General features: G+C 70.4%; 26 protein-coding genes. 24 read left to right on the forward strand and 2 right to left on the reverse strand.

Going from position 1 to position 24,872, the window contains the following annotated elements; all coding sequences use genetic code 11:
* Nucleotides 1–322 precede the first annotated feature (322 nt).
* The 22 genes from OGL92_RS11880 (at nucleotide 323) to OGL92_RS11985 (ending at nucleotide 19,496) form a co-directional block, all read left to right on the forward strand.
* The gene (locus OGL92_RS11880) at nucleotides 323–1,036 is read left to right on the forward strand and encodes a beta-ketoacyl synthase chain length factor (RefSeq protein WP_263143874.1); all 714 of its coding nucleotides are present in this window, start codon (nucleotides 323–325) and stop codon (nucleotides 1,034–1,036) included.
* On the forward strand, nucleotides 1,009–1,824 hold the full coding sequence (locus tag OGL92_RS11885; RefSeq protein WP_263143819.1) for a lysophospholipid acyltransferase family protein: 816 nt from the start codon (nucleotides 1,009–1,011) through the stop codon (nucleotides 1,822–1,824). Before OGL92_RS11880 ends, OGL92_RS11885 begins: the two co-directional genes overlap by 28 nt.
* Nucleotides 1,799–2,059: a phosphopantetheine-binding protein gene (locus tag OGL92_RS11890; RefSeq protein WP_263143820.1), complete on the forward strand. Its 261-nt coding sequence runs from the start codon at nucleotides 1,799–1,801 to the stop codon at nucleotides 2,057–2,059. The genes OGL92_RS11885 and OGL92_RS11890 overlap by 26 nt, the downstream gene beginning before the upstream one ends.
* A 9-nt stretch (nucleotides 2,060–2,068) precedes the next feature.
* Nucleotides 2,069–2,326 (forward strand): acyl carrier protein, encoded by a 258-nt coding sequence (locus OGL92_RS11895; protein ID WP_263143821.1) that lies wholly within the window; start codon nucleotides 2,069–2,071, stop codon nucleotides 2,324–2,326.
* A 169-nt stretch (nucleotides 2,327–2,495) separates the two neighbouring features.
* Nucleotides 2,496–3,044 (forward strand): hypothetical protein, encoded by a 549-nt coding sequence (locus OGL92_RS11900; RefSeq protein WP_263143822.1) that lies wholly within the window; start codon nucleotides 2,496–2,498, stop codon nucleotides 3,042–3,044.
* A gap of 10 nt (nucleotides 3,045–3,054) precedes the next feature.
* Entirely contained in the window at nucleotides 3,055–4,755 is a 1,701-nt protein-coding gene (locus OGL92_RS11905; RefSeq protein WP_263143823.1) for an acyl-CoA synthetase family protein, read from the forward strand.
* Nucleotides 4,748–5,515: a glycosyltransferase family 2 protein gene (locus tag OGL92_RS11910; protein WP_263143824.1), complete on the forward strand. Its 768-nt coding sequence runs from the start codon at nucleotides 4,748–4,750 to the stop codon at nucleotides 5,513–5,515. Before OGL92_RS11905 ends, OGL92_RS11910 begins: the two co-directional genes overlap by 8 nt.
* A complete protein-coding gene (locus OGL92_RS11915) occupies nucleotides 5,512–6,450 on the forward strand; it encodes a glycosyl transferase (protein WP_263143825.1) in 939 nt (312 codons plus the stop codon). Before OGL92_RS11910 ends, OGL92_RS11915 begins: the two co-directional genes overlap by 4 nt.
* Nucleotides 6,431–7,978 carry an aromatic amino acid ammonia-lyase gene (locus tag OGL92_RS11920; protein ID WP_263143826.1) on the forward strand — a complete coding sequence of 516 codons (1,548 nt, stop codon included), beginning with the start codon at nucleotides 6,431–6,433 and terminating at the stop codon, nucleotides 7,976–7,978. Before OGL92_RS11915 ends, OGL92_RS11920 begins: the two co-directional genes overlap by 20 nt.
* On the forward strand, nucleotides 7,971–8,408 hold the full coding sequence (locus tag OGL92_RS11925; RefSeq protein WP_263143827.1) for an acyl-CoA thioesterase: 438 nt from the start codon (nucleotides 7,971–7,973) through the stop codon (nucleotides 8,406–8,408). Before OGL92_RS11920 ends, OGL92_RS11925 begins: the two co-directional genes overlap by 8 nt.
* A complete protein-coding gene (locus OGL92_RS11930; protein WP_263143828.1) occupies nucleotides 8,405–9,019 on the forward strand; it encodes an outer membrane lipoprotein carrier protein LolA in 615 nt (204 codons plus the stop codon). The genes OGL92_RS11925 and OGL92_RS11930 overlap by 4 nt, the downstream gene beginning before the upstream one ends.
* Nucleotides 9,003–11,342 (forward strand): MMPL family transporter, encoded by a 2,340-nt coding sequence (locus OGL92_RS11935; protein WP_263143829.1) that lies wholly within the window; start codon nucleotides 9,003–9,005, stop codon nucleotides 11,340–11,342. The genes OGL92_RS11930 and OGL92_RS11935 overlap by 17 nt, the downstream gene beginning before the upstream one ends.
* Nucleotides 11,339–12,499 (forward strand): sodium:proton antiporter, encoded by a 1,161-nt coding sequence (locus tag OGL92_RS11940; RefSeq protein WP_263143830.1) that lies wholly within the window; start codon nucleotides 11,339–11,341, stop codon nucleotides 12,497–12,499. Before OGL92_RS11935 ends, OGL92_RS11940 begins: the two co-directional genes overlap by 4 nt.
* Nucleotides 12,486–13,730, forward strand: coding sequence for an NAD(P)/FAD-dependent oxidoreductase (locus OGL92_RS11945; protein WP_263143831.1), 1,245 nt, complete (start codon nucleotides 12,486–12,488; stop codon nucleotides 13,728–13,730). Before OGL92_RS11940 ends, OGL92_RS11945 begins: the two co-directional genes overlap by 14 nt.
* Before the next feature lie 16 nt (nucleotides 13,731–13,746).
* A complete protein-coding gene (locus OGL92_RS11950; RefSeq protein WP_263143832.1) occupies nucleotides 13,747–14,475 on the forward strand; it encodes a class I SAM-dependent methyltransferase in 729 nt (242 codons plus the stop codon).
* Nucleotides 14,472–14,966 carry a hypothetical protein gene (locus OGL92_RS11955; protein WP_263143833.1) on the forward strand — a complete coding sequence of 165 codons (495 nt, stop codon included), beginning with the start codon at nucleotides 14,472–14,474 and terminating at the stop codon, nucleotides 14,964–14,966. Before OGL92_RS11950 ends, OGL92_RS11955 begins: the two co-directional genes overlap by 4 nt.
* Nucleotides 14,966–16,168: a beta-ketoacyl-[acyl-carrier-protein] synthase family protein gene (locus tag OGL92_RS11960; protein ID WP_263143834.1), complete on the forward strand. Its 1,203-nt coding sequence runs from the start codon at nucleotides 14,966–14,968 to the stop codon at nucleotides 16,166–16,168. The genes OGL92_RS11955 and OGL92_RS11960 overlap by 1 nt, the downstream gene beginning before the upstream one ends.
* A complete protein-coding gene (locus tag OGL92_RS11965; RefSeq protein WP_263143835.1) occupies nucleotides 16,165–16,614 on the forward strand; it encodes a hotdog family protein in 450 nt (149 codons plus the stop codon). The genes OGL92_RS11960 and OGL92_RS11965 overlap by 4 nt, the downstream gene beginning before the upstream one ends.
* A complete protein-coding gene (locus OGL92_RS11970; protein WP_263143836.1) occupies nucleotides 16,611–17,339 on the forward strand; it encodes a 3-ketoacyl-ACP reductase FabG2 in 729 nt (242 codons plus the stop codon). The genes OGL92_RS11965 and OGL92_RS11970 overlap by 4 nt, the downstream gene beginning before the upstream one ends.
* A gap of 8 nt (nucleotides 17,340–17,347) precedes the next feature.
* On the forward strand, nucleotides 17,348–18,574 hold the full coding sequence (locus tag OGL92_RS11975; RefSeq protein WP_263143875.1) for a beta-ketoacyl-ACP synthase: 1,227 nt from the start codon (nucleotides 17,348–17,350) through the stop codon (nucleotides 18,572–18,574).
* 68 nt (nucleotides 18,575–18,642) lie between these two features.
* Nucleotides 18,643–19,083 carry an excinuclease gene (locus tag OGL92_RS11980; RefSeq protein WP_263143837.1) on the forward strand — a complete coding sequence of 147 codons (441 nt, stop codon included), beginning with the start codon at nucleotides 18,643–18,645 and terminating at the stop codon, nucleotides 19,081–19,083.
* 161 nt (nucleotides 19,084–19,244) lie between these two features.
* Nucleotides 19,245–19,496 carry a hypothetical protein gene (locus tag OGL92_RS11985; RefSeq protein ID WP_263143838.1) on the forward strand — a complete coding sequence of 84 codons (252 nt, stop codon included), beginning with the start codon at nucleotides 19,245–19,247 and terminating at the stop codon, nucleotides 19,494–19,496.
* Between the two features lie 31 nt (nucleotides 19,497–19,527).
* On the opposite strand, the gene hemE is transcribed toward OGL92_RS11985, so the two are convergent.
* A complete protein-coding gene (hemE, locus tag OGL92_RS11990) occupies nucleotides 19,528–20,595 on the reverse strand; it encodes a uroporphyrinogen decarboxylase (RefSeq protein WP_263143839.1) in 1,068 nt (355 codons plus the stop codon).
* A gap of 270 nt (nucleotides 20,596–20,865) precedes the next feature.
* Here hemE and OGL92_RS11995 point away from each other — a divergent pair, with 270 nt between their 5' ends.
* Complete coding sequence (locus OGL92_RS11995) at nucleotides 20,866–21,840, forward strand: aliphatic sulfonate ABC transporter substrate-binding protein (RefSeq protein ID WP_263143840.1); 975 nt, start codon at nucleotides 20,866–20,868, stop codon at nucleotides 21,838–21,840.
* Between the two features lie 85 nt (nucleotides 21,841–21,925).
* Nucleotides 21,926–23,308: an LLM class flavin-dependent oxidoreductase gene (locus OGL92_RS12000; protein WP_263143841.1), complete on the forward strand. Its 1,383-nt coding sequence runs from the start codon at nucleotides 21,926–21,928 to the stop codon at nucleotides 23,306–23,308.
* Nucleotides 23,309–23,346: 38 nt separating this feature from the next.
* Here the strand turns inward: OGL92_RS12000 and OGL92_RS12005 are convergent, their stop codons facing one another.
* Complete coding sequence (locus OGL92_RS12005) at nucleotides 23,347–24,765, reverse strand: FAD-dependent oxidoreductase (RefSeq protein ID WP_263143842.1); 1,419 nt, start codon at nucleotides 24,763–24,765, stop codon at nucleotides 23,347–23,349.
* Between the last annotated feature and the right edge of the window lie 107 nt (nucleotides 24,766–24,872).

The following is a 24,872-nucleotide window of genomic DNA, read 5'->3' on the forward strand; positions in this document are numbered from 1 at the left end:
CCGAGTCTAGGCAATCGGCATGACAAGGGCGAGGCAGCATTTGGCCGCCATCCGCCGCCGCGGCGAAACCGCTGCGGGCCGCGGACTCAAGCCGTCCGCGACGCTTGGCGGGCGTCCGTCGGCGCGACAACGGCGGCGCCGTTTGGTTCGTCGCGACGCGCCCTCCGGTCAGCCGGATGTAACCATTATTTGCCTGGCGGCCCGCTCACCGGGGATAATGCCCAAACCTTGACCAGGCCATAACGACAAGCCCCTCGTCGTTCAGTAGTCGCCGAAGCACATAAGAATTAGCCCGCAGGGGCCGGGAAGAGCTGTCCGCGTGATGCATTTCAATATCGACCAATGGCGTGCCTGGGCCCCCGGCCTGGATAGTGCGGACGACTGGCGCGCCTGGTGTGCATCCCCCTGCGCGCTGGCCGATGCCCAGCAGCAGCCGGACGTCGGCTTCCTGCCGGCCATGCAGCGGCGCCGCCTCAGCCGCCTGGCGCGGATGATGTTCCACGTCGCCTGGCCCTTGGCCGACGCGCAGCCGCCGCTGCCGCTGGTGTTCGTCTCGCGTCACGGCGAAACGCCGCGCACCCTGGCGATCCTCAGCGACCTGGCCCGCGGCGAGCCGCTGTCGCCCACCCAGTTCAGCCTCTCGGTGCATAACGCGATCATCGGCCTGTGGTCGATCCTGCGCGGCGACACCAGCGAGATGACCGCCCTCGCCGCCGAAGGCGACGGCCTCGAACAGGCCATGCTGGACGCCTGCGGCCTGCTCGGCGAAGGCGCGCCGGCGGTGCTGCTGGTGATCGCCGAAGAGACGCCGCCGGCCCTCTACGCCGGCTGCATCGACGACGTGCCCTTTCCCTATGCCGTCGCCCTGCGCCTCACGCCGGGCGACTTCTGGCAGCTGCGCCTGGAGCCCGGCAGCGGTCCGCGCGCCGACTGGCCCCACCCGTTGAACCTGCTGCGCTGCCTGAATGGCGACCAACCCTCCCTCCGTCATCACTGGAAGAGCCGTCAATGGACCTGGTCTCGCAGCACGCATTGAGCCGCCACAGCCCGCCCTATTGGTGGCGGCTGATCGCGACCGCGCTGAGCTTCGCCCTGTTCGGCATCGGCGGCGTGGCGCTGCGCGTGCTGATTTTCCCGCTGCTGGCGCTGCTGCCCGGCGACGCCCTGGTCCACCGCCGCCGCGCCCGCGCCACGGTCAGCCGGCTGTTCTACCTGTTCGTGCAGTTCATGTACCGCAGCGGCGTGCTCACCTATGAGGTCGAGGGCGCGGAACGCCTGGGCCAGCCGGGGCAGATGGTGATCGCCAACCACCCGTCGCTGATCGACGTGGTGGCGCTCATCGCCTTCATCCGCGACGCTAACTGCGTGGTCAAGCAGAGCCTCTGGGACAACCCCTGCATGCGCGGGCCGATCCGCGCCGCCGGCTACATCAGCAACAGCGGCAGCCTGGACATGCTCGACGAGGCCGCCGGCGCGCTGCGCGAGGGCCAGACCCTCATCGTCTTCCCCGAAGGCACCCGCACCACGCCCGGCCAGCCGCCCCGCTTCCATCGCGGCGCGGCGGCCATCGCCCTGCGCGGCGCGCGCATCCTCACCCCGGTGGTGATCAGCGCCTCGCCGACCACCTTGACCAAGGCCGAGCCCTGGTACCGCATTCCGTCGCGGCGCTTCCATCTGCGCCTGCGCGTCGGCGAGGACCTCGACCCGGCCGCGTTCGCCCGGCTGGGACCCGCACCGGTCGCCTCGCGCAAGCTCAACGACCATCTGCACCAGTACTTCATGAAGGAGCTCGCCGAAGATGAGCGATCTGCAACTCGAGATTAAGAACCTGATCATCGAAGCGCTCGGCCTCGAGGACATGAGCGCCGACGACATCGCCGACGATCTCACCCTGTTCGGCGACGGCCTCGGCCTGGACTCGGTGGACGCGCTGGAGCTCGGCCTGGCGATCCAGAAGCGCTTCGGCATCAAGATTGACGCCGACGCCAAGGACACCCGCACGCATTTCGCCAACGTGGCCAGCCTCGCGGCGTTCGTTGCCGCGCGCCGGGCCGCTTGAGGACGTACCATGCAGAATCCCGATGAAATCTTCGTCGCCTTGCGCGACGCCATGGTCGAACTGTTCGAGCTGGACCCCGAGCAGGTGACGCCCGACGCCAACCTCTACGAAGACCTGGAAATCGACAGCATCGACGCCGTCGACCTGATCGACCACATCAAGCGCCAGACCGGGCAGAAGATCGCCGCGGAAGACTTCAAGGCCGTGCGCACCGTCGGCGACGTGGTCGAGGTGGTGAACCGCCTGGTCAATCCGGTCGCCCCCTGAGGCGACCATGGCCGCCGGGGCTTCCGGCGGCCATGCTCCACCCGGGCGCAGGCACGCGCCCGTCCGCCCCGGTGGCGGAATCGGCGACGCTCCGGCGTGCGCCAGCGAATGCAGGGATGCGTCAAGGACCGCCGCAGAAGAGGCCGCCCACCGGGCGGGCCGCAACGCTATGAATCGACTGTTCGGCCTGCTCCTGCTGCTCGCGGGGCTGGCCTATCCCTTCGCCGTCTACTACGGCCTGCAACACCAGGTCTCGCCGCGGCTGTTCGCCCTGCTGCTCGGGAGCCTCTGGCTGGCCCGCGCGCTGGTCGGCGGCGCGCGCCCGGGCAGCCGCTGGCTGGCCCTGGCGGCCCTGGGCTTCTGTCTGGCGCTCGGCCTGGCCGACGAGCCCCTGCTGCTGCGCGGCTATCCGGTCCTGCTCAACCTGCTGCTGTTCGCCGCGTTCGGCCTCAGCCTGTACCAGGGCATGCCGGTGGCGGAGCGCCTGGCGCGCCTGCGCGAGCCGGATTTGCCGCCGCGGGCGGTGCGCTACACGCGCCAGGTCACCCAGGTGTGGACCGGCTATTTCCTGTGCAGCGCGCTGGTCTGCATCGGCCTGGCGCTGTGGGCGCCGCTGGCCTGGTGGACCCTGTACACCGGGCTGCTCGCCTACCTGCTGATGGGGCTGCTGTTCGCCGGCGAGTGGCTGGTGCGGCAGCGGGTGCGCCGGCATGCCTGAGGAATCGCCCATGAACGCCACCGCCCGGCCACGGCCGCACTGGATCGACCTCGAGCGGCAATTGCTGGCGCCGCATCCGGGTCGTCCCGTCGCCCTCTACCCGGACCTCGACCACGCGGCCCTGGTGCGGCGCGCCCTGGGCGTGGCCGCCGCGTTGCGCGCGCGCCGCGTGGCGACCATCGCCCTGTACCTGGAGGACGCCGCCGAGCTGGCCTGCGCCCTGCTCGGCGCCTGGCGCGCGGGCATCGGCGTGCTGCTGCCGGCGGATGCCCAGGCGCAGACGCGCAAGGCCCTGGCCGAACGCGACATCCCCTGGCTGGACAGCCTCGACGGGCTGGAAGCCGAGCCCCTGGCCGCCGCCGCCCTCGACCCCGACGCCTGCCGCCTGACCCTGTGCACCTCCGGCTCCAGCGGCGAAGCCAAGGCGATCGACAAGAGCCTGCGCCAACTGACCACCGAAGCCGCCGCCCTGGAGCGCCTCTGGGGCGCCGACCTGGGCAACGCCACGGTGCTCGGCAGCGTGGCCGCGCAGCATATCTACGGCCTGCTGTTCCGGGTGCTCTGGCCGCTCTGCGCCGGGCGCCCGTTCCTGCGCCGCGCCCAGCCGTTCCCCGAGGACCTGCAGCGGGAAAGCCTGGCCCTGGCGGAGCGGGACGCCGGCTTCGCCTGGGTCGCCAGCCCGGCGCTGCTCAAACGCATGGGCGAGAACCTCGACTGGCCGGCGCTGCGCCCCCTGCGCCGGCTGTTTTCCTCCGGCGGCGCGCTGCCCGACGAGGCCGCCGCGCAGTTGCACCGGCGCCTCGGCCAGTGGCCGACGGAAATCTACGGCAGCTCGGAGACCGGCGGCATCGGCTGGCGCCAGGGCGACGAGCGCTGGCAACCGTTCGCCGGCGTCGAGCTGGGCGTCGACCCGGACGGCGCGCTGCACCTGACCTCGCCGTACCTGCCGCCCGGCCACCGCGAACAGACCGCCGATGCCGTGCGGATCGACGCCGACGGGCGCTTCCTGCTGCGAGGGCGACTCGACCGCATCGTCAAGCTGGAAGAAAAACGCATCGCCTTGCCGATGCTGGAGCAGGCGCTCGCCGGCCATCCCTGGGTCGCCGACGCGCGCCTGGGCGTGGTCCAGGAGGGCCGGGCCTTCCTCGGCGTGCTGCTGGCGCCCAGCGCGGCCGGGTTGCACGTGCTGCGCAACCGCGGCCGCCGCGCCCTCACCGAGGGCCTGCGCCGGCACCTCGCCGGTTACTGCGACGCCCTCGCCGTGCCGCGTCGCTGGCGCCTGCTCGAGCGCCTGCCCTACAACAGCCAGGGCAAGCTGCCGCAGGCGCAGGTGGACGCGCAACTGGCGGCGCCGAGGCCGACCCGCTGCGAACCCGACGAGGCCCTCGAGGTCGACGGCGAGTGGCAATTGCGCCTGCGGGTACCGCTCGACCTCGCCCATTTCAGCGGGCATTTCCCCCACACCCCGGTGTTGCCGGGAGTGGTGCAGGTGGACTGGGCACAGCACCTGGCCCGCGCGCGGATGGCCCTGCCGCCGCGCTTCCGCGGCCTGGAAGTGCTGAAATTCCAGCAACTGATCCGCCCCGGCGACGCACTGCGGCTGAGCCTGCGTTTCGACGCCGAGCGCGGCAAGCTGTACTTCGCCTACCGCCAGGGCGACACCGCCTGTTCGTCCGGGCGCATCCTGCTGGGGGAACCCGGGCATGCGTGACGCTCAGGGCATGGGCGCGGCGCCGAGCTTCCGGCCCTGCGTGGTGGTCCCGGTGTACAACCACGAGCACGCCCTGCCGGTGGTGGTCGAGGCGCTGGTCCAGGCGCACCTGCCCTGCATCCTGGTGGACGACGCCTCCTCGGCGGCCTGCGCCGCGGTGATGGACGGCCTCGCCGAGCAACGCGACGTGCACCTGGTGCGCCTGGCGGTCAATCAGGGCAAGGGCGGCGCGGTGATGGCCGGCCTGCGCCGCGCCGCGCAGTTGGGCTTCACCCACGCGCTGCAGGTGGACGCCGACGGCCAGCACGACCTGGAGGACGTGGAGGACTTCCTCGAAGCCGCGCGCCTCGAACCCCAGGCGCTGATCTGCGGCTACCCGCGCTACGACGACAGCGTGCCAAAGGCGCGCCTGTACGGGCGCTACCTGACCCACGTGTGGGTCTGGATCAACAGCCTGTCGCTGGCGATCCGCGATTCCATGTGCGGCTTCCGGGTCTACCCCCTGGCGCCGGTGCTGGCGCTCATCGACCAAGTGGAGCTGGGCCGGCGCATGGACTTCGACCCGGAGATCCTGGTGCGCCTGTCCTGGCGCGGCCAGCCGATGCGCTGGCTGCCGACCCGCGTGCATTACCCGCTGGACGGCGTCTCGCACTTCCATGCCTGGCAGGACAACGCGCTGATCTCGAAGATGCACGCCAAGCTGTTCTTCGGCATGCTCTGGCGCGCGCCGGCGATCCTGCTGCGGCGGTGGCGCCGATGAGTCGGCAACCCCGCCACTGGGCGGCGCACCGCGAGCGCGGCAGCTTCCAGTTGATGCGCCTGACCGCCTGGCTGGCGCGGCACCTGGGCCGCCGCGCGCTGGCGCCGCTGCTGTACCTGATCGTCGGCTATTTCTTCCTGTTCGGCGGCCGCGCCCGGCGCAGCGTCCGCCGCTACCAGCAACGCCTGGCGGACTGGAGCGGACGCCCCGAGCTGGCGCCGACCCGCGCCTCGCTGTTCGCCCAGTTCATGGCCTTCGCCGACAGCCTGCTGGACAAGCTGGACGTCTGGAGCGGGCGCCTGCCCCTGACGCGGATCGACATGGCCGACCCCCACGGCGTGCGCCTGGCCATGCACGGCGGCCGCGGGCAACTGCTGGTGGGGGCGCACCTGGGCAACCTCGAGGTGTGCCAGGCCCTGGCCGAGCTGGGCGAGAAGGTCCGCCTCAACGTGCTCGTGCACACCAAGCACGCCGAACGCTTCAACCGCCTGCTGAACAACGCCGGCAGCCAGCACCTGCGGCTGATCCAGGTAAGCGAGCTGGACCCGGCGATCATGCTGCAACTCAGCGAGCGCCTGGACCGCGGCGAATGGCTGGCGATCGCCGGCGACCGCGTGCCGCTGCGCGGCGGACGCACCGCCACGGTGGATTTCCTCGGCCACCCGGCGGCCTTCCCGCAGGGCCCCTGGCTGCTCGCCGGGCTGCTGCGCTGCCCGCTCAACCTGCTCTGCTGCCTGAAACTCGACGGCCGCTACCGGGTGATCCTCGAACCCTTCGCCGAGCGCGTCGAATGGCGTCGCCAGGACCGCGACCGGGTGATCCGCGGGCACGTCCAGCGCTATGCCGACCGCCTCGCCGAGCTGTGCCTGCTGGCGCCGCGGCAATGGTTCAACTTCTATCCGTTCTGGAACGATCATGACGACACGCCCCACTGAACCCCGGGTGGTCTTCGGCGAGGCGCCGCTGAGCGTCGAACAGGTCCTCGCCCTGGCCGAACGCCGCGCCCCCAGCGCCTTGCAGGACGACCCCGGGTACCGCGAGCGGATCGCCCGCGGCGCGCGCTTCCTCGACAGCCTGCTGGACCGCGAAGGGGTGATCTACGGCGTCACCACCGGCTACGGCGATTCCTGCGTGGTGGCGGTGCCGCTGCATCAGGTCGAGGCCCTGCCGCGCCACCTGTACACCTTCCACGGCTGCGGGCTGGGCAGGCTGCTGGACCCCGAGGCCACCCGCGCGGTGCTGGCGGCACGCCTGCAGTCGCTCTGCCAGGGGGTTTCCGGGGTGCGTGTGGAACTGCTCGAACGCCTGCGCGCGTTCCTCGAGGAAGACGTGCTGCCGCTGATCCCCGAGGAAGGCTCGGTGGGCGCCAGCGGCGACCTGACCCCGCTGTCCTACGTCGCCGCCACCCTGAGCGGCGAGCGCGAGGTGCTGTTCCGCGGCGAGCGCCGCAGCGCCGCCGAGGTCCACCGCGAACTGGGCTGGACGCCGCTGGTGCTGCGGCCCAAGGAAGCCCTGGCGCTGATGAACGGCACCGCGGTAATGACCGCCCTGGCCTGCCTGGCCTATGCCCGCGCCGACTACCTGCTGCAACTGGCCACGCGGATCACCGCGCTCAACGTGGTGGCGCTGGCCGGCAACCCGGAACACTTCGACGAACGCCTGTTCGCCGCCAAGCCGCATCCGGGGCAAATGCGGGTGGCCGCCTGGCTGCGCCGCGACCTCGCCATCGATGCACCGACCGCGCCGCTGCACCGCTTGCAGGACCGCTATTCGCTGCGCTGCGCGCCCCACGTGCTCGGCGTGCTGGCCGACAGCCTGGGCTGGCTGCGGCCGTTCATCGAGACCGAGCTGAACAGCGCCAACGACAACCCGCTGATCGACGCCGACGCCGAGCGCGTGCTGCACGGCGGGCATTTCTACGGCGGCCACATCGCCTTCGCCATGGACAGCCTGAAGACCCTGGTGGGCAACGTCGCCGACCTGCTCGACCGGCAGCTCGCGCTGCTGGTGGACACCCGCTACAACCACGGCCTGCCGAGCAACCTGTCCGGCGCCCCGGCGGCCACCGCGATGATCAACCACGGCTTCAAGGCGGTGCAGATCGGCGCCAGCGCCTGGACCGCCGAAGCGCTGAAGAACTGCATGCCGGCCAGCGTGTTCTCGCGTTCCACCGAATGCCACAACCAGGACAAGGTGAGCATGGGCACCATCGCCGCGCGGGATGCCCTGCGCAGCCTGGAGCTCACCGAGCAGGTCGCCGCCGCCACCCTGCTGGCGGCGCGCCAGGGCGTCTGGCTGCGCCAGCGCGAGGAACAGGCGCGGCCGTTGCCCGCGGCGCTGGCGGCGATGCACGCCGAGCTGGCCGAGGACTTCCCGCCGCTGATCGAGGACCGCGCCCTGGAAGCCGAACTGCGCCTGTGCCTGGCGCGCATCCGCGCCCGCCATTGGAGGCTGTATGCGTAGGGACGGCGTGCTCCAGGCCGAGGTGGAGATCCTCGTGCCCTTCTTCGACGTCGACTCCATGGACGTGGTCTGGCACGGGCATTACGTGAAGTACCTGGAGATCGCCCGCTGCGCCCTGCTCGAGCGCATCGGCCACACCTACACCGACATGCGTGCCGGCGGCTACGCCTGGCCGATCATCGACTTGCAGCTGCGCTACGTGCGCGGCGCGCGCTTCGACCAGCGCATCCGCGTCCGCGCCGACCTGGTGGAGTGGGAGAACCGCCTGAAGATCCACTACCTGATCAGCGACGCCGCCAGCGGCGAGCGGATGACCCGCGGCAGCAGCGTGCAGGTCGCGGTGGACATGGCCAGCCGCGAGATGCAACTGGCCTCGCCGAAGGCCTTCGTCGAGGCGGTGGAACGAGCCCTCGCGCGGGAGGCCCGGTGAGCCGCGTCCGGCGCCGCGGGCGCGCGCTGCTGGTCCTGCTCCTCGGCCTCGCCGCCAGCCCCTGGGCGGCGGCGCTCGATCTGCAGCAGCTCGCCGCGCGTCTGCAAGCGCCGGCGGTGGTGCGCGGCGCCTTCGTCCAGGAGAAACACCTGCGCGCGCTGCCGCAGCCGTTGGTCAGCCGCGGCCACTACGTGCTGGCCAGGGGACGGGGCCTACTGTGGTTCCTGGAAACCCCGCTGCGCCAGGACTACCGGATCACCCTCGACGGCATCGCCCGGCGCCAGGACGGCGCCTGGCAGGCGACCGCCCAGCAGGGCGCGGCGGCGCGGCAGAACCAGTTGTCGCTGGCCCTGCTCAGCGGCGACAGCGCGGCTTTGCAACGGGATTTCGAGCTGGACCTGCAGGGCGGCGACGACGCCTGGACGCTGACCCTGACGCCCCGCGCGCTGCTGCTCCGGCAGATCTTCCAGGCCATCCGCATCCAGGGTGGCGAGCGGGTGGAACAGGTCGAGCTGCTGGAAACCCAGGGCGACCGTACCCTGCTGCGCATGCCCGACAGCCGGGTGGACGCCACCCTCAGCGAAGCGGAGCGCCATGACTTCGCCGACTGAGACCTTCGGCCCCTGGAGCCGGCGCTGGCTGCCGCGGCTGTTCGCGCTGGCGCTGCTCGGCCTGCTGGCGCTCGCCGCCTGGCAATGGCGCGACGGCCCGCCGGTCAGCGCCAACCTGCTGGAGCTGCTCCCGGGCGGCACCCCGGACGGCCTGCGCCAGCGCGCCGAGCAGCGCATGCAGGAACCGCTCAACCGCGATTTGGTGCTGCTGGTGCGCCACGCCGACTTCGACCGGGCGCGGGCGCTGAGCGCGACCATCGGCGAGCGGCTGCGCGCCAGCGGCCTCTACGAGCGGGTGCAATGGAACCTCCAGGCCGACCTGCCGGCGTTGCGCCGGCAATTGCTCGACGGCCGCCTGGCGCTGCTCGGCGACGCCGACCGGCAGCGCCTGATCGACGACCCGCGGGGCTACCTCGAAGCCCGCGTGCAACGCCTCTACGACCCCTTCGGCGGCTTCGCCCTGGTACCGGCCGAGCAGGACTGGCTGGGCCTCGCCGACGCGATCCAGCGTGGCCTGCCCCACGCCGGCAAGGTCGGCATCGACCTCGACGGCACCCTGCTCGCGGAAGACCAGGGGCAGAGCTGGGCCCTGCTGCGCGCGCGAACCCGCGGCGACGCCTTCGAGGGCGACCTGCCGCTGCGGGTGGCCGAGCAGGTGGCCGCCGCCCGCGCCGAGGTGCAGGCCGCCGATGGTCGGTTGCTCGCTGCCAGCGGACTGCTCTACGCCGCCCAGGGCCAGCGCCAGGCCCGCGAGGAAAGCGGCCTGATCGGCGGCCTTTCCAGCCTCGCCGCGCTGGCGCTGCTGCTGGTGGTGTTCCGCCGCCTGCGGGTGCTCCTGGCGCTGCTGCCGGCGCTGGTCGGGGTGCTCGCCGGGGCGGTGGCCTGCGTGGCCCTGCAAGGGCACATCCACGTGCTGACCCTGGTGCTGGGCGCCAGCCTGATCGGGGTGGCCATCGACTACCCGCTGCACTACCTGTCGAAGAGCTGGACCCTGCAACCCTGGGACACCTGGCGCGCCTTGCGGGCAACCCTGCCGGGCCTGACCCTGGGCCTGGCGACCAACGCCATCGGCTACCTCGCCCTGAGCTTCACGCCCTTCCCCGCGCTGACCCAGGTGGCGATCTTCTCCGCCGCCGGCCTGCTCGGCTCCTACCTCTGCGCGGTGTGCCTGCTGCCGGCGCTGCTGGGGCGCGCGCCCATCGTGCCCTGGCCGGCGCCGCTGCGCTTCGCCGAAGCCCTGCTGGCGCTGCGCCGACGCCTGCTGCGACGCCTGCCCACGCCCTGGCTGTTCGCCGCGCTGGCGCTGTTCTGCCTCGGCGGCATCGCCCAGTTGTCCCTCAAGGACGACCTGCGCCAGTGGATCGCCCGCGCCCCGCACGTGCAGGAAGAAGCCCAGGCCCTCGCCCGCATCGTCGATTTCCAGCCCACCAGCCAGTTCTACCTGGTGCGCGCCGCCGACGGCGACCAATTGCTGCAACGCCAGGCCGAGCTAACCCGCCGCCTGGACCGGCTGGTGGCCGACGGCAGCCTGAAGGGCTACCTGTCGCTGAACCAGTTGCTCGCGCCTCGCGCCGAACAACGCCGCCTGCGCGCGGCCCTGGCCGCGACGCTAAAGGAGGCCGCGCCCTTGCAGGCCCTGGGCGTCGATGCGGCGGCGCTGGACGCCGAAGTGCAGGCGCTGCGCGCGCTGCCGGAGCTGGACATCGAGCAGGGGCTCGCCGGCCCCCTCGGCGAGCCCTGGCGGCCGCTGTGGCTCGGCGCCGACGGAAATGGCGTGGCCGGCCTGGTCAGCCTCAACGGTTTGAGCGACGCCGGCCGCCTGGCGGAGCAGGCCCGCGACCTGCCGGGCGTCGAGCTGGTGGACCGCCTCGGCGAGCTGAACCGGCTGTTCGCCGCCACCCAGCTCAGCGCCGCCGAACTCAAGGCGCTGTCCTGCCTGCTGATCTTCCTGCTGCTGTGCCTGCCGTTCGGCTGGCGCGGCGCGCTGCGCACCCTCGGGGTCTCGCTGCTGGGCGCCATCGCCAGCCTGGCGAGCCTCGGCTGGCTGGGCCAGCCCTTGACCCTGTTCAGCCTGTTCGGCCTGTTGCTGGTGACCGCCATCGGCGTCGACTACGCGATCCTCATGCGCGAACGGGTCGGCGGCGCCGCCACCAGCCTGCTCGGTACCCTGATGGCGGCGCTGACCACCTGGCTGTCGTTCGGCCTGCTGGCCCTGTCCGGCACGCCGGCGGTGAGCAATTTCGGCCTGGCCGTGGGCCTCGGCCTGGGCTTCGGCTTCCTGCTGTCGCCCTGGGCGGCGGATGACGCGGAGGACACTCCATGAGCGACCTGCTGTTCTGGCTCGCCACCCTGACCCTGTTCGCCGGCGCGACCCTGCTCGGGCGCCGCCTCGGCCTGATCCCCATCGTCAGCCAGTTGCTGGCGGCGGTGCTGTGCCTGCCGCCGCTGGCGCTCTGGCTGGTGGAGCCGCTGTGGGGCGTGCCCGCCGCGCAACTGACCCACGCGCCGGCCCTGGAGCTGGCCTACGGCGTGGCCTTCGCCCTGCTGCTGGGGTACATCCTCAGCGACGTGGTGGACCTGCGCCTGAGCGCGCAAAGCCTGCGTATCGCCGTGCCGAGCTTCGCCGTGCCGCTGGCCTGCGGCCTGGCCTGCGCCGCCTGGCTGCTGCCGCCGCAACCCTGGCTGGGCATGCTGGCGGTGGGTTTGCTGTTCGCCATCACCGCGATCCCGGTGCTGTACCTGTTCCTGCAAGGCATCGACTACCCGGCGGCCGACGTGCGCCGCCTGCTGCACGCGGCGATCCTCATGGACCTGTTTTGCTGGAGCCTGTTTGGCCTGGCCCAGGGCAGCGTCCACCCGGCCGGCCTGTTCTGGCCGCTGCTCGCCGCGCTGCTGCCGCTGCCGCTGCGCGCCCTGCGCCTGCGCGCGCCGCTGGCCTACAGCCTGCCATTCTTCCTGCTGATGCCGACGCTGCACCTGCTCGGGTTGAACGCCCTGGTGTTCGGCATCGCCTACCTGCTGGTGCTGGCGATGCTGCGCCAGCCGTTCCGCCTGCCGTTGCCGCCGCGGCCCTGGGCGCTGTTGCAGAACGGCGTGTGCATTCCGCTGATCCTCGCCGTCGGGGTGCTGCGGGTGGACTTCCGCGCGGCCTTCGCCGAGCCGGCCTGGGCCCTGCTGGCGCTCCTGCTGCTGGCGCCGCCGGCGAGCAAGCTGCTCGGCAACTGGCTCGGCCTGCACTGGGCCAACCCGCGCATGCCCGCGTCGGTGAAATGGCGCGAAAGCCTGCTGCTGAACATCCGCGGGCTCACCGAAATCGTCTTCCTCAACCTGCTGTTCCAGCAGGGCCTGATCACCGCGCAGCTCTACGTCGGCCTGTTGCTGATGAGCCTGCTTTCCACGTTGCTGCCGGCGCTCCTCGGCCTGCGCGCACCCTCCGCTTCCCTGCCCGTGCAGACAAGGCATAGCCATGAACCCAGTTGAATTCGAACGTCGCCGGATCCTCGTCATCGGCGCCGGCCCCTCCGGCGCCATCGCCGCCGCCCTGCTCAAGCGCAACGGCCACGACGTGCTGGTGCTGGAGCGCCAGCGTTTCCCGCGCTTCTCCATCGGCGAAAGCCTGCTGGCCCACTGCCTGGACTTCGTCGAGGAGGCCGGGATGCTCGACGCGGTGCGCGCCGCCGGCTTCCAAGTCAAGCATGGCGCCGCCTTCAGCTGGGACGGGCGCTACAGCGAATTCGACTTCCGGGAGAAATTCACCCCCGGCAAGGACTCCACCTTCCAGGTCCAGCGGGCCACCTTCGACGCCCTGCTGGCCGACCAGGCCGCCGCCCAGGGCGTGGAGATCCGCTACGAGGAGGAAATCGTCTCGGTGGACATGGACGGGCCCAAGCCGCGCCTTGGCGTGCGCCGGCTCGACGGCAGCCACTACGGCGTGGAATGCGACTTCGTGCTCGACGGCAGCGGCTACGGCCGGGTCCTGCCGCGCCTGCTCGACCTCGACACGCCCTCGGCCTTCCCGGTGCGCCGCGCGCTGTTCACCCACGTCGAGGACCGCATCGACGATCCCGCCTTCGATCGCGAGAAAATCCTCGTCAGCGTGCATCCGCGCTTTCGCGACGTGTGGTTCTGGTCGATCCCTTTCAGCGACGGCCGCTGCTCGGTGGGGGTGGTGGCCGAGGCCGGCCGCTACGCCGGGCGCCCGGAGGACCTGCAGGCCTGCCTGCAACAGTTCATCGAGGAAACCCCGCACCTCGCGCGCCTGCTGCGCAACGCCCGGTGGGACACGCCGGTGCGGGTCCTCGACGGCTACTCGGCCAACGTCAAGCGCCTGCACGGGCCGGGCTTCGCCCTGCTGGGCAACGCCGCGGAATTCCTCGACCCGGTGTTCTCCTCCGGCGTGACCATCGCCATGCGCTCGGCGAGCATGGCCGCCGGCCTGCTGCACCGCCAGTTGAGCGGCGAGGCGGTGGACTGGGAAGCCGAGTTCGCGGTGCCGCTCAAGCGTGGTGTCGACACCTTCCGCGCCTACGTCGAAGGCTGGTACGACGGCAGCTTCCAGGACGTGATCTTCCACCCCGGCAGCTCGGCGGAGATCCGCCGGATGATCAGCTCGATCCTCGCCGGCTACGCCTGGGACGCCAGCAACCCCTACGTCGCCGAGCCCAAGCGGCGCCTGCGGGTGCTCGCCGAACTCTGCGCCACCCCTCGATGATCCAGCAGGAGCGAGCATGAACCGCGCGTCCCCCACCTATGTCGAGGAAACCGGCTTCGGTTTCTGGTTCCTGCGCAGCCACGTCTGGCAGCACCACGTGCTGCGGGTGGCGATCGAGGACCTGCGCCGGCTGATCGACACGCCGTTGCCGGAAGCGCCGGTGCTGCTCGACGCCGGCTGCGGCCAGGGCCGCTCCTTCCGCCTGCTCGCCGATGCCTTCCGGCCGGCGCGGCTGATCGGCCTGGACGCCGACCCCCACAGCCTGGAGTGCTCGCGGGAAGAGGCGCGGCGCCAGGGCCTGGAGGTGGACCTGATCGCCAGCGACTGCGCGCGCCTGGAACTGCCCGACGCCAGCGTCGACCTGCTGTTCTGCCACCAGACCTTCCACCACCTGGTGGAGCAGGAAAAGGCCCTGGCCGAATTCTGGCGGGTGCTCAAGCCGGGCGGGCTGCTGCTGTTCGCCGAATCCACCAAGTTCTACATCGACACCTGGGTGATCCGCTGGCTGTTCCGCCATCCGATGGAGGTGCAGAAGAGCGCCGAGGAATACCTGGACATGCTGCGCGGCCAGGGCTTCCGCTTCGAGGCGCGCAACCTGTCCTACCCCTACCTGTGGTGGAGCCGCTCCCGCGACTTCGGTCTGCTGGAGCGCTGGGGCCTGCGTCGGCCGAAGCCGGTCGGCCAACGCGACGAGACCCTGGTCAACGTGGTGGCGCGCAAACCCCTGGAGCCCCTCGAGCGATGAACCGCCCCCTGCTGGCACTCTTGCTCGGCCTGCTGCTGAGCGCCTGCGCCGCCGTCACCCCGCTGCCGGAACGCGCGCCGACCCTGGCCCTGCCGCTGTCGCTGCACGTGCAGCGCCTGGACGGCCCCGCCCAAGACAGCCTGCTGGTGATCCAGGCGGAACGGGAGCGGCTGCGCTGGTCGCTGTTCGATCCGCTCGGCGTACCGCTGTCGCGGCAGTTGCTGGAACGCGGCGCCTGGCACAACGACGGCCTGTTGCCGCCTAACCCGGCGGCCCGCGAGCTGTTCGCCGCGCTGCTGTTCGCCCTGACCCCGGCGACGCAATTGCCGGCCCTTTACCCGGCCGGGCGCTGGCGCCAGGACGCGGATGGCGGGCGCCTGCTGGACGGGCGCTGGCGGGTCGCCTACCCGGCCGCCGACACCCTGGAACTGCACGGCCCGGACGGCGAGCGCTACCGGGTGATCAGCCTGCCCGCCGAGGCCACCTCCTGATGCGCGGCTACCTGAACGACCTGGGCGTGATCTGCGCCCTCGGCAGCGGCAAGCACGCGGTCGCCGAGGCGCTGTTCGCCGCGGACAGGTCCGGGCTGCGCGCCAACGATGCCTGGGTCGAGGGCCGTCGCCTGACCCTGGGCGAAGTGCGCGCCGAGTTGCCGTCGCTGCCGACGGCCATGCGCGACAGCGACAGCCGCAACAACCGCCTGCTGCTGGCGGCCGCCCTGCAGATCGAAGAACCGCTGCGTCAAGCCCTCGCCCGCTTCGGCGCCGCCCGCATCGGCGTGGTACTCGGCACCAGCACCTCGGGCATCCAGGAAGCCAGCCTGGGCATCGCCGAAGGCCTGCGCAGCGGCCGGCTGCCCGCCGACTACCGCTACCCGCAGCAGGAAATGAGCGCGCCGGCGGTGTTCCTCGCCGACTGGCTCGGTCTCTGCGGGCCGGTCTACTGCCTGTCCACCGCCTGCACCTCCAGCGGGCGCGCGCTGCTCAGCGCCCAGCGCCTGCTGCGCCAGGGGCTGTGCGACGCGGTGCTGTGCGGTGGCGTCGACAGCCTGTGCGGGCTGACCCTGAACGGCTTCGCCGCCCTCGAGGCGGTGGCCGAGGAACGCTGCCTGCCGTTCTCGGCGAACCGCCAGGGGATCAATATCGGCGAGGGCGCCGCGCTGTTCCTGATGACCCGCGACCCCCTCGGGCCGGAGGCCGCGCCCATCGCCCTGCTGGGCGGCGGCGCCAGTTCCGACGCCCATCACATTTCCGCGCCGCAGCCCCAGGGCCTCGGCGCCCGGCAGGCGATGACGCGGGCGCTGGCCGCCGCCGGCGTGCAGGCGGCGCAGATCGACTACCTGAACCTGCACGGCACCGCCACCCGGCACAACGACGCCATGGAAAGCCTGGCGGTGGACGCGCTGTTCCCCGCGGGCGTGCCCTGCTCGTCGAGCAAGGGCCAGATCGGCCATACCCTCGGCGCCGCCGGCGCGCTGGAAGCGGCTTTCTGCTGGCTGACCCTGAGCGGCTGCAACCCGCACCACTACCTGCCGCCCCACGTCTGGGACGACCAGCCCGACCCGGAACTGCCGCGCCTGGCCCTGGTGGCGCCCGGTAGTCGCCTGGCGAAGCGCGACGCGCGCTGCCTGATGAGCAATTCCTTCGCCTTCGGCGGCAACAACCTTTCGCTGATTTTCGGAGACGCCCGATGATTCCCTGGCCGATCGCCGACCTGTTGCCTCATGCCGGCGAGATGATCCTGCTCGACGAGGTGCTGGCCTTCGACGACGACGCTATCCACACCCGCCTGCGCGTGCGCCCCGGCCTGCTCAGCGACGAGACCGGCGGGCTGCCGGCCTGGGTCGGCGTCGAGCTGATGGCGCAGAGCGTGGCCGCTTTCGCCGGCTGCCATGCGCGCCAGGCCGGCCTGCCGGTGGAGCTGGGCTTCCTGCTCGGCACACGCAGCTTCACCTGCAACGTCGAACGCTTCCCGGCCGGCTGCGAGCTGCGCATCCACGCCAGCCGCTCGCTGCAGGACGACAACGGCATGGGCGTCTTCGAATGCCGCCTGGAAGGGCCGGACACACTCGCCCAGGCGCGCCTGAACGTTTTCCGTCCGCCGCAGCCGGACCGCTATCTCGAGGAACCCGAAGCATGAACGATCCGATCCTGGTGACCGGCTCCAGCCGCGGCATCGGCCGCGCCATCGCCCTGCGCCTGGCGCGCGCCGGCCACAACCTGGTGCTGCACTGCCGCAACGGCCGCGCCGAGGCCGACGCGGTGCGCGAGGAGATCCTCGGCCTCGGCCGGCAGGCGCGGGTGCTGCAATTCGACGTGGCCGAGCGCGACGCCTGCCGGGCCGCCCTGGAAGCCGACATCGAGGCCCACGGCGCCTACTACGGGGTGGTCTGCAACGCCGGGCTGACCCGCGACGGCGCCTTTCCGGCCCTCAGCGAGGACGACTGGGACCTGGTGCTGCGCACCAACCTGGACGGTTTCTACAACGTCCTGCATCCCCTGACCATGCCCATGGTGCGCCGCCGCAAGCCGGGGCGGATCGTCTGCATCACCTCGGTCTCCGGGCTGATCGGCAACCGTGGCCAGGTCAACTACAGCGCCTCCAAGGCCGGCGTGATAGGCGCGGCCAAGGCCCTGGCGATCGAACTGGGCAAGCGGCGCATCACGGTCAACTGCGTCGCCCCCGGACTCATCGACACCGACATGCTCGACGAGCGGGTGCCGGTGGAAGAGATGCTCAAGATGATCCCGGCGCAGCGCCTGGGCACCCCGGAAGAGGTCGCCGGCGCGGTGAACTTCCTGATGTCGGAAGAAGCCGCCTACATCACCCGCCAGGTGATCGCGGTGAACGGAGGGCTCTGCTGATGGCTACGATCAAGCGCGTGGTGGTCACCGGGATGGCCGGGATCACCTCCCTGGGCGACGACTGGGCGAGCATTTCGGCGAACTTCGCCGCCAATCGCAGCGGCATCCGCTACATGGCCGAATGGGAGCGCTACACCGAGTTGAACACCCGCCTGGGCGGGCCCATCGACGACTTCGCCGTGCCGAAGAGTTGGACCCGCAAGCAGTTGCGTAGCATGGGCCGGGTTTCGCGGCTGGCGGTGCGCGCGGCCGAGCGGGCCCTGGAGGACGCCGGCCTGCTCGGCGACCCGAGCATCCGCGACGGACGCATGGGCGTGGCCTGCGGCTCGTCCACCGGCAGCACCGAGGAGATCAAGGCATTCGGCAACATGCTGCTCAACTCGGTGGCCGACGGCCTCAACGCCAACTCCTACGTGCGCATGATGCCCCACACCACCGCGGCCAATATCAGCATCTTCTTCGGCCTCACCGGGCGCCTGATCCCCACCTCCAGCGCCTGCACCAGCGGCAGCCAGGGCATCGGCTACGCCTACGAGGCGATCAAGTTCGGCCGCCTGCCGCTGATGCTCGCCGGCGGCGCCGAGGAACTCTGCCCCACCGAGGCCATGGTCTTCGACGCGCTCTACGCCACCAGCCTGAAGAACGCCGCGCCCCAGTCCACACCGCGCCCCTACGACGAAGGGCGCGACGGCCTGGTGATCGGCGAGGGTGCCGGCATGCTGGTGCTGGAAGACTTGGAGCACGCCCTGGCGCGGGGCGCGCGCATCCATGCGGAAGTGGTGGGCTTCGGCAGCAACGCCGACGGCCAGCACATCACCAAGCCCGAACTGACCACCATGCGCGGCGCCATGCAGCTGGCGCTGAACGATGCGGAGCTGGCGCCGCAGGCCATCGGTTACGTGAACGGCCACGGCACCGCCACCGAGCAGGGCGACATCGCCGAGACCCTGGCCACCAGCAGCCTGTTCGGCACCAACATGCCGATCAGTTCGCAGAAAAGCTTCCTCGGCCACACCCTGGGCGCTTGCGGGGCCCTGGAGTCCTGGTTCAGCATCGAAATGCTCAACGGCGACCGCTATATCCACACCCTGAACCTCGACCAGCTCGACCCGCGTTGCGGCGAACTCGACTACCTCACCGGCGCGCCCCGGTCGATGAGCCACGAGTACGTGATGAACAACAATTTCGCCTTCGGTGGGGTCAATACCTCGCTGATCTTCCGTCGCTGGCGCTGATCCCGGGTCGAATCGACGACCCGACCGCGCCCCGCGCCATTTTCGATGACCCAGAAAGGAGAGTACCCATGAAGAACAAGAGCTGGATGATCGCTGCACTTTGCCTCGGCGCGTTGCCGGGCATCAGCCAGGCCCGCGACACCGTGCACTACCTGCCCTTCGACGCGGTGGTCGCCGAGGCCGTGCAGGCCGGCCGCCTGGACGGCAGCGTGAAGTTCTACCTGAACAAGCGCCCCGCCGGCAAAGTGACCGTCGTCAAGCCGAACGTCACCACCAATCAGAAGACCAACGCCTTCAACAAGTCCGACGAGGAAGCCTGCAGCTGGGTGCTGCAATCGGCGCTGATCCGTATGCAGGATGCCGCCAAGGCCGCCGGCGCCAACGCCGTGGTCAACATCGTCAGCAACTACAAAAGGAACGAATACCGCGACAACACCAGCTACGAGTGCCATGCCGGCGCGGTCATCGCCGGCGTCGCCCTCAAGGGCGACCTGGCCACCGTCAAGTAAGGCCAGCGCCCGACCAGACGCCCCGCCCCGCGCGGGGCGTTTTCGTTTCGCAGGGGCAGAATCGCAAGGCCACACCCGCAACGGGTAAGGAACGAAGAACCTGACCCCCAGGTCAACCCGGGGTCACGCCCGCGTTCCGCGAGCGCTCAGCCGGAGGTCCCATGCCCCGCATCACCCTGAACTACAGGTTCCGCGACGAACCGCGCCGCCATACCCTGGATTTCGACGAGGCGCGACCGGCGCCGCACCGGTTGGCCTATCGGCTGATCCTGTTGCACTACGCCGATGCCGAGAACAGCCTGCTGATCCCCTCCGCTGACGACAGCCCCGAGGCCATCCTTGAACAGGCGGAGGTGCTGGAGATCACCGACATCCGCGGCCAGGCGGAGAGCGGGGAAACGCCGCCGGCCTGAGACCGCGCGGCGCGGCAGGCGCCGTCTGACCTCAGCCCTGGTGGTAACCCGACGACAGCTCGTGCACCGCGTCGATGAAGGCGCCGGCATGGGCCGGATCGACTTCCGGGGTGATGCCGTGGCCCAGGTTGAACACATGGCCGGGCCCGGGGCCGTAGCTGGCGAGGATGCGCCCGACCTCGCGGCGGATCGCTTCGGGACGGGCATAGAGCACCGTGGGGTCCATGTTGCCTTGCAGCGCGACGCGCTCGCCGACCCGCCGGCGCGCTTCGCCGATGTCGCAGGTCCAGTCCAGGCCCAGGGCGTCGGCGCCGGTGGCGGCCATGCTTTCCAGCCACAGGCCGCCGTTCTTGGTGAACAGGATGACCGGCACGCGCCGGCCCTCGTGCTCGCGGATCAACCCGGCGACGATGCGCTGCATGTAGGCCAGGGAGAACTCCAGGTAGGCCGCCGACGACAGGCTGCCGCCCCAGGTATCGAAAATCTGCACTGCCTGGGCGCCGGCGCGGATCTGCGCGTTGAGGTAGTCGGTCACCGACCGCGCCAGCTTGTCGAGCAGGGCGTGCATGGCCTGCGGGTCGTCGTAGAGCATCGCCTTGCACTTGCGGAAGTCCTTCGACGAGCCGCCCTCGACCATGTAGGTGGCCAGGGTCCAGGGGCTGCCGGAAAAGCCGATCAGCGGCACCCGGCCGTTCAGTTCGCGGCGGATGGTGCGCACCGCGTCCATCACATAACCCAGGTCCTTTTCCGCATCCGGCACCGGCAGCGCGGCGACGTCGGCGGCGCAGCTCACCGCCTTGCGGAAGCGCGGCCCCTCGCCGGTCTCGAAATGCAGGCCCAGGCCCATGGCATCGGGGATGGTGAGGATGTCCGAGAACAGGATCGCCGCGTCCAGCGCATAGCGCTCCAGGGGCTGCAGGGTGACTTCGCAGGCCAGATCCGCGTTCTTGCACAGGCTCATGAAGTCGCCGGCACGGCCGCGGGTGGCGCGGTATTCCGGCAGGTAACGGCCGGCCTGGCGCATCATCCACACGGGGGTGACGTCGACGGGCTGCTTGAGCAGGGCACGCAGGAAACGGTCGTTCTTCAGGGCAGTCATGGCGGTATCCGGCAAAAGAGTGCGGGCATTTTCGCAAACTGCGCCGCAAAAAGGCACCGGCTGAACGCCCCGATGACACCGCAGCGACGAGACGGCCGTGGGACCGGGCCGGCAATGGGTTCAAACGGTCTCTTATAGCCATTCAGGTAATAAAGATAACTAACCAATCTACCTATCCGGAATAAAGAAATTGCCCCTGGCGGGCACAGGCTTCTATATTTCCTGACCTCTTATAACTAAATATACAGTTATTGATATAAGGACCAGTAAATGAATTTTAAGAAGTCGGTTCTCAAACGCGTGCTCCCGCTATTCGCCCTGGCCGCCGCCGGGCTGGCCTTCATCGCGCCTTCCGCCTCGGCCGACACCGAGAAAACCCTGCGCATCGGTTATCAGAAATTCAACAGCCTCAACATCCTCAAGGGCACCGGCGCCCTGGAGAAAGCCCTGGCGAGCCAGCACGTGAAGGTGAGCTGGCATGAGTTCGCCGCCGGCCCGCAGTTGCTCGAAGCCCTCGGCAGTGGCGCCATCGACCTGGGCCACGCCGCCGATACGCCCTCGGTGTTCGCCCAGGCCGCCGGCAAACCGGTGGTCTATCTCGCCGCGGAACAGCCCTACCCGCGAGGTATCGGTATCCTCGCCGACAAGGATTCGGCCATCGACACCATCGCCGACCTGAAGGGCAAGCGCGTCGCCATCGGCCGCGGCTGGAACGCCCAGTACCTGCTGGTGCTGGCCTTGGAAGAGGCCGGCCTGAGCTACAAGGACATCACCCCGGCCTACGTCAACAACGCCGCCGACGCCATCGCCGCGCTGCAATCCAAGAGCGTCGACGCCGTCGGCCTGTGGGACCCCTTCCTCGCCGCGGCGGAAAAGACTCTGCCGGTGAAGACCCTGCGCGACGGCCAGGGCCTGTCCAACAACCGTACCTTCTACCTGTCCACGGCCGCCTTCGCCGACGCCAACCGCCCCCTGCTGAAAACCTTCTTCGAGCAGCTCGGCCAGACCGCCGAGTGGGCCAACGCCAATCCCCAGGGGGTCGCGGACCTGCTCGCGCCGCAGTTGGGCATCGGCGCCGACGTGCTCAAGCTGGCCACCGAGCGGCGCAACTACGCGGCCGTGCCGATGGACGCGGCGATCACCGCCGAGCAGCAGAAACTGGCGGACACCTTCCTCCGCCTCGGCCTGATCCCGAAGCCATTGCGCGTCCAGGACGCGATCTACCCGGACACGCCGCTGCGCTGATCCGCGCGCCGGGCCGCCGCCTCGGCGGCCCGCTCCGGTTCCGCCGCACCGTCGGCGGCTTCCCTCCACGAACGCAGCCATCGCCATGTCCACGCCCCCACGCAAGCCCATTCGCTTCAACGCTTTCAGCATGAACGCCGCCAGCCACCAGTCGCCCGGTCTCTGGCGGCATCCGCGCGACCGCTCCTCGGAATACACCGACCTCGCCTACTGGACCGAACTGGCGCAGTTGCTCGAGCGCGGCCTGTTCGACAGCCTGTTCATCGCCGATGTGATGGGCGTCTATGACGTCTACCGCGGCTCGCCGGACAGCGCGCTGGCCGGCGCCGTGCAGGTGCCGACCAACGATCCCCTGCTGGTGGTCCCGGCGATGGCCGGGGTCACACGCCACCTGGGCTTCGGGATCACCTTCTCGCTGACCTACGAGCACCCTTACCCCTTCGCCCGGCGCATGAGCACCCTCGACCACCTGACCCAGGGCCGGGTCGGCTGGAACATCGTCACCGGCTACCTCGACAGCGCCGCGCGCAACCTGGGCCTGGCCCGGCAGCTCGGCCACGACGAGCGCTACGACCTCGCCGAGGAATACCTGGCGGTGCTGTACAAGCTCTGGGAGAAGAGCTGGGAGGACGGCGCGGTGCTGCGCGACCGCGCGGGCGGGCGCTTCACCGATCCTGCGCGGGTGCATCCGATCCGCCATGCCGGCGAGCACTTCCAGGTTCCCGGCATCCACCTCTGCGAACCCTCGCCGCAGCGCACCCCGGTGCTGTTCCAGGCCGGCGCCTCGGCGAAGGGCCAGGCCTTCGCCGCGCGGCATGCCGAGTGCGTGTTCATCAGCGCGCCCAGCGAAACCGCACTGCGCCGCTACGTCGACGGCATCCGCCAGGCGGTGGCCGAGGCCGGACGCCCGGCGCAGGAGGTGCTGATCTACGCCCAGGCGCTGATCGTCCTCGGCGACAGCCGCGAGGCGGCCGAGGCGAAATTCGCCGAATACCGTCGCTACGTGGACAGCGAGGCGGCGCTGACGTTGCTTTCCGGCTGGACCGGCATCGACTTTTCCGGCTACGACCTGGATGCCCCGGTGGAGTACCTGGAGAACGATGCCGGGCGCACCGCCCTGGCCGCCTTCACCACGGCCGACCCGCAGCGCCGCTGGACGGTGCGCGAAGCGGCGGAATTCGTCGGCCTGGGCGGCCGCGGCCCGGTGCTGCTGGGCTCGCCCGCGGAGGTCGCCGACCAGTTGGAGCATTGGCTGGACAGCACCGGGATCGACGGTTTCAACCTGACCTACGCAGTGGCGCCGGACGACCTGCGCGCGGTGGTCGAGCAGCTCGTACCCGAATTGCAGCGCCGGGGCCGCTACCGCCGCGAGTACCCGGCAGGCACCCTGCGGCACAAACTATTCGGCCAGGGCGACCGGCTGCCGCCGAGGCACCCCGGGCCGCGCAGCGAGATCGGCGCGGACTGAGGCGGGAACAGGGCCGGCGCCATGGGCCGGCCCGCCGGTCAGACGCCGAGGTAGTCGAGGATGCCCTCGGCGGCGTTGCGGCCCTCGAAGATCGCGGTCACCACCAGGTCGGAACCGCGCACCATGTCGCCACCGGCGAAGATCTTCGGGTTGCTGGTCTGGTGCTTGAAGGTGTTCTGCTCCGGCGCGACCACCCGCCCCTGGGCGTCGGTGGCGATCTGAAACTGCTCGAACCAGGGCGCCGGGCTGGGGCGGAAACCGAAGGCGATCAGCACCGCCTCGGCCGGGATGATTTCCTCGGACCCGGGGATCGGCTCGGGGCTGCGACGGCCCCGCGCATCCGGCTCGCCGAGGCGGGTCTCCACCACCTTGACGCCCTCGACCCGGCCGTCGCCGACGATGGCGATGGGCTGGCGGTTGAAGAGAAACTTCACCCCTTCTTCCTTGGCGTTCTTCACTTCCTTGCGCGAGCCCGGCATGTTCTCTTCGTCGCGGCGATAGGCACAGGTCACGCTTTTCGCGCCCTGGCGGATCGAGGTGCGGTTGCAATCCATGGCGGTGTCGCCGCCGCCGAGCACGACGATCCTCTTGCCCTTCATGTCGATGAAGTCTTCCGCGCACTTCTCGAAGCCGAGGTTGCGGTTGACGTTGGCGATGAGGAAGTCGAGGGCGTCATGCACGCCGGGCAGGTCCTCGCCGGGGAAACCGCCCTGCATGTAGGTGTAGGTGCCCATGCCCATGAACACCGCGTCGTACTCGGCGAGCAGCGCTTCCATGCTCAGGTCCTTGCCGATCTCGGTGTTGAGGCGGAACTCGATGCCCATCCCGGTGAAGACGTCCCGGCGCCGGCTGAGCACGCTCTTCTCCAGCTTGAATTCGGGAATGCCGAAGGTCAGCAGGCCGCCGATCTCCGGGTTGCGGTCGAACACCACCGGCGTCACCCCGTTGCGCACCAGCACGTCGGCGCAGCCCAGCCCGGCCGGCCCGGCGCCGATCACCGCGACGCGCTTGCCGGTCGGCTTGACCTTGGACATGTCCGGGCGCCAGCCCATGGCGAAGGCGGTGTCGGTGATGTACTTCTCCACCGAGCCGATGGTCACCGCGCCGAAGCCGTCGTTGAGGGTGCAGGCGCCTTCGCACAGGCGGTCCTGCGGGCACACCCGGCCGCAGACTTCCGGCAGGGTGTTGGTCTGGTGGGACAGCTCGGCGGCCGCCAGGATGTTGCCTTCCGAGACCAGCTTCAGCCAGTTGGGAATGAAGTTGTGCACCGGGCACTTCCATTCGCAATAGGGGTTGCCGCAGCCCAGGCAGCGATGCGACTGGTCCGCCGCCTGCTGCGGCTTGAACGAATCGTAGATCTCGACGAACTCGCGCTTGCGTTGGCGCAGCAGCTTCTTCTTCGGGTCCTTGCGGCCCACTTCGATGAACTGGAAGTCGTTGTTCAGACGTTCAGTCATTTGGCACAAACCTCTTAACAGCAGTCGCGAGCCGTGGCTTCGAGCTGCGAGACGATCACGGTGAGCGGGCGGGCCCTTGCACGGGCTCGCGCCACGAGCGGCGGCTT

It is taken from the genome of Pseudomonas sp. RIT-PI-AD, assembly GCF_025642785.1.
In the GTDB taxonomy this organism is placed as follows: domain Bacteria; phylum Pseudomonadota; class Gammaproteobacteria; order Pseudomonadales; family Pseudomonadaceae; genus Pseudomonas_T.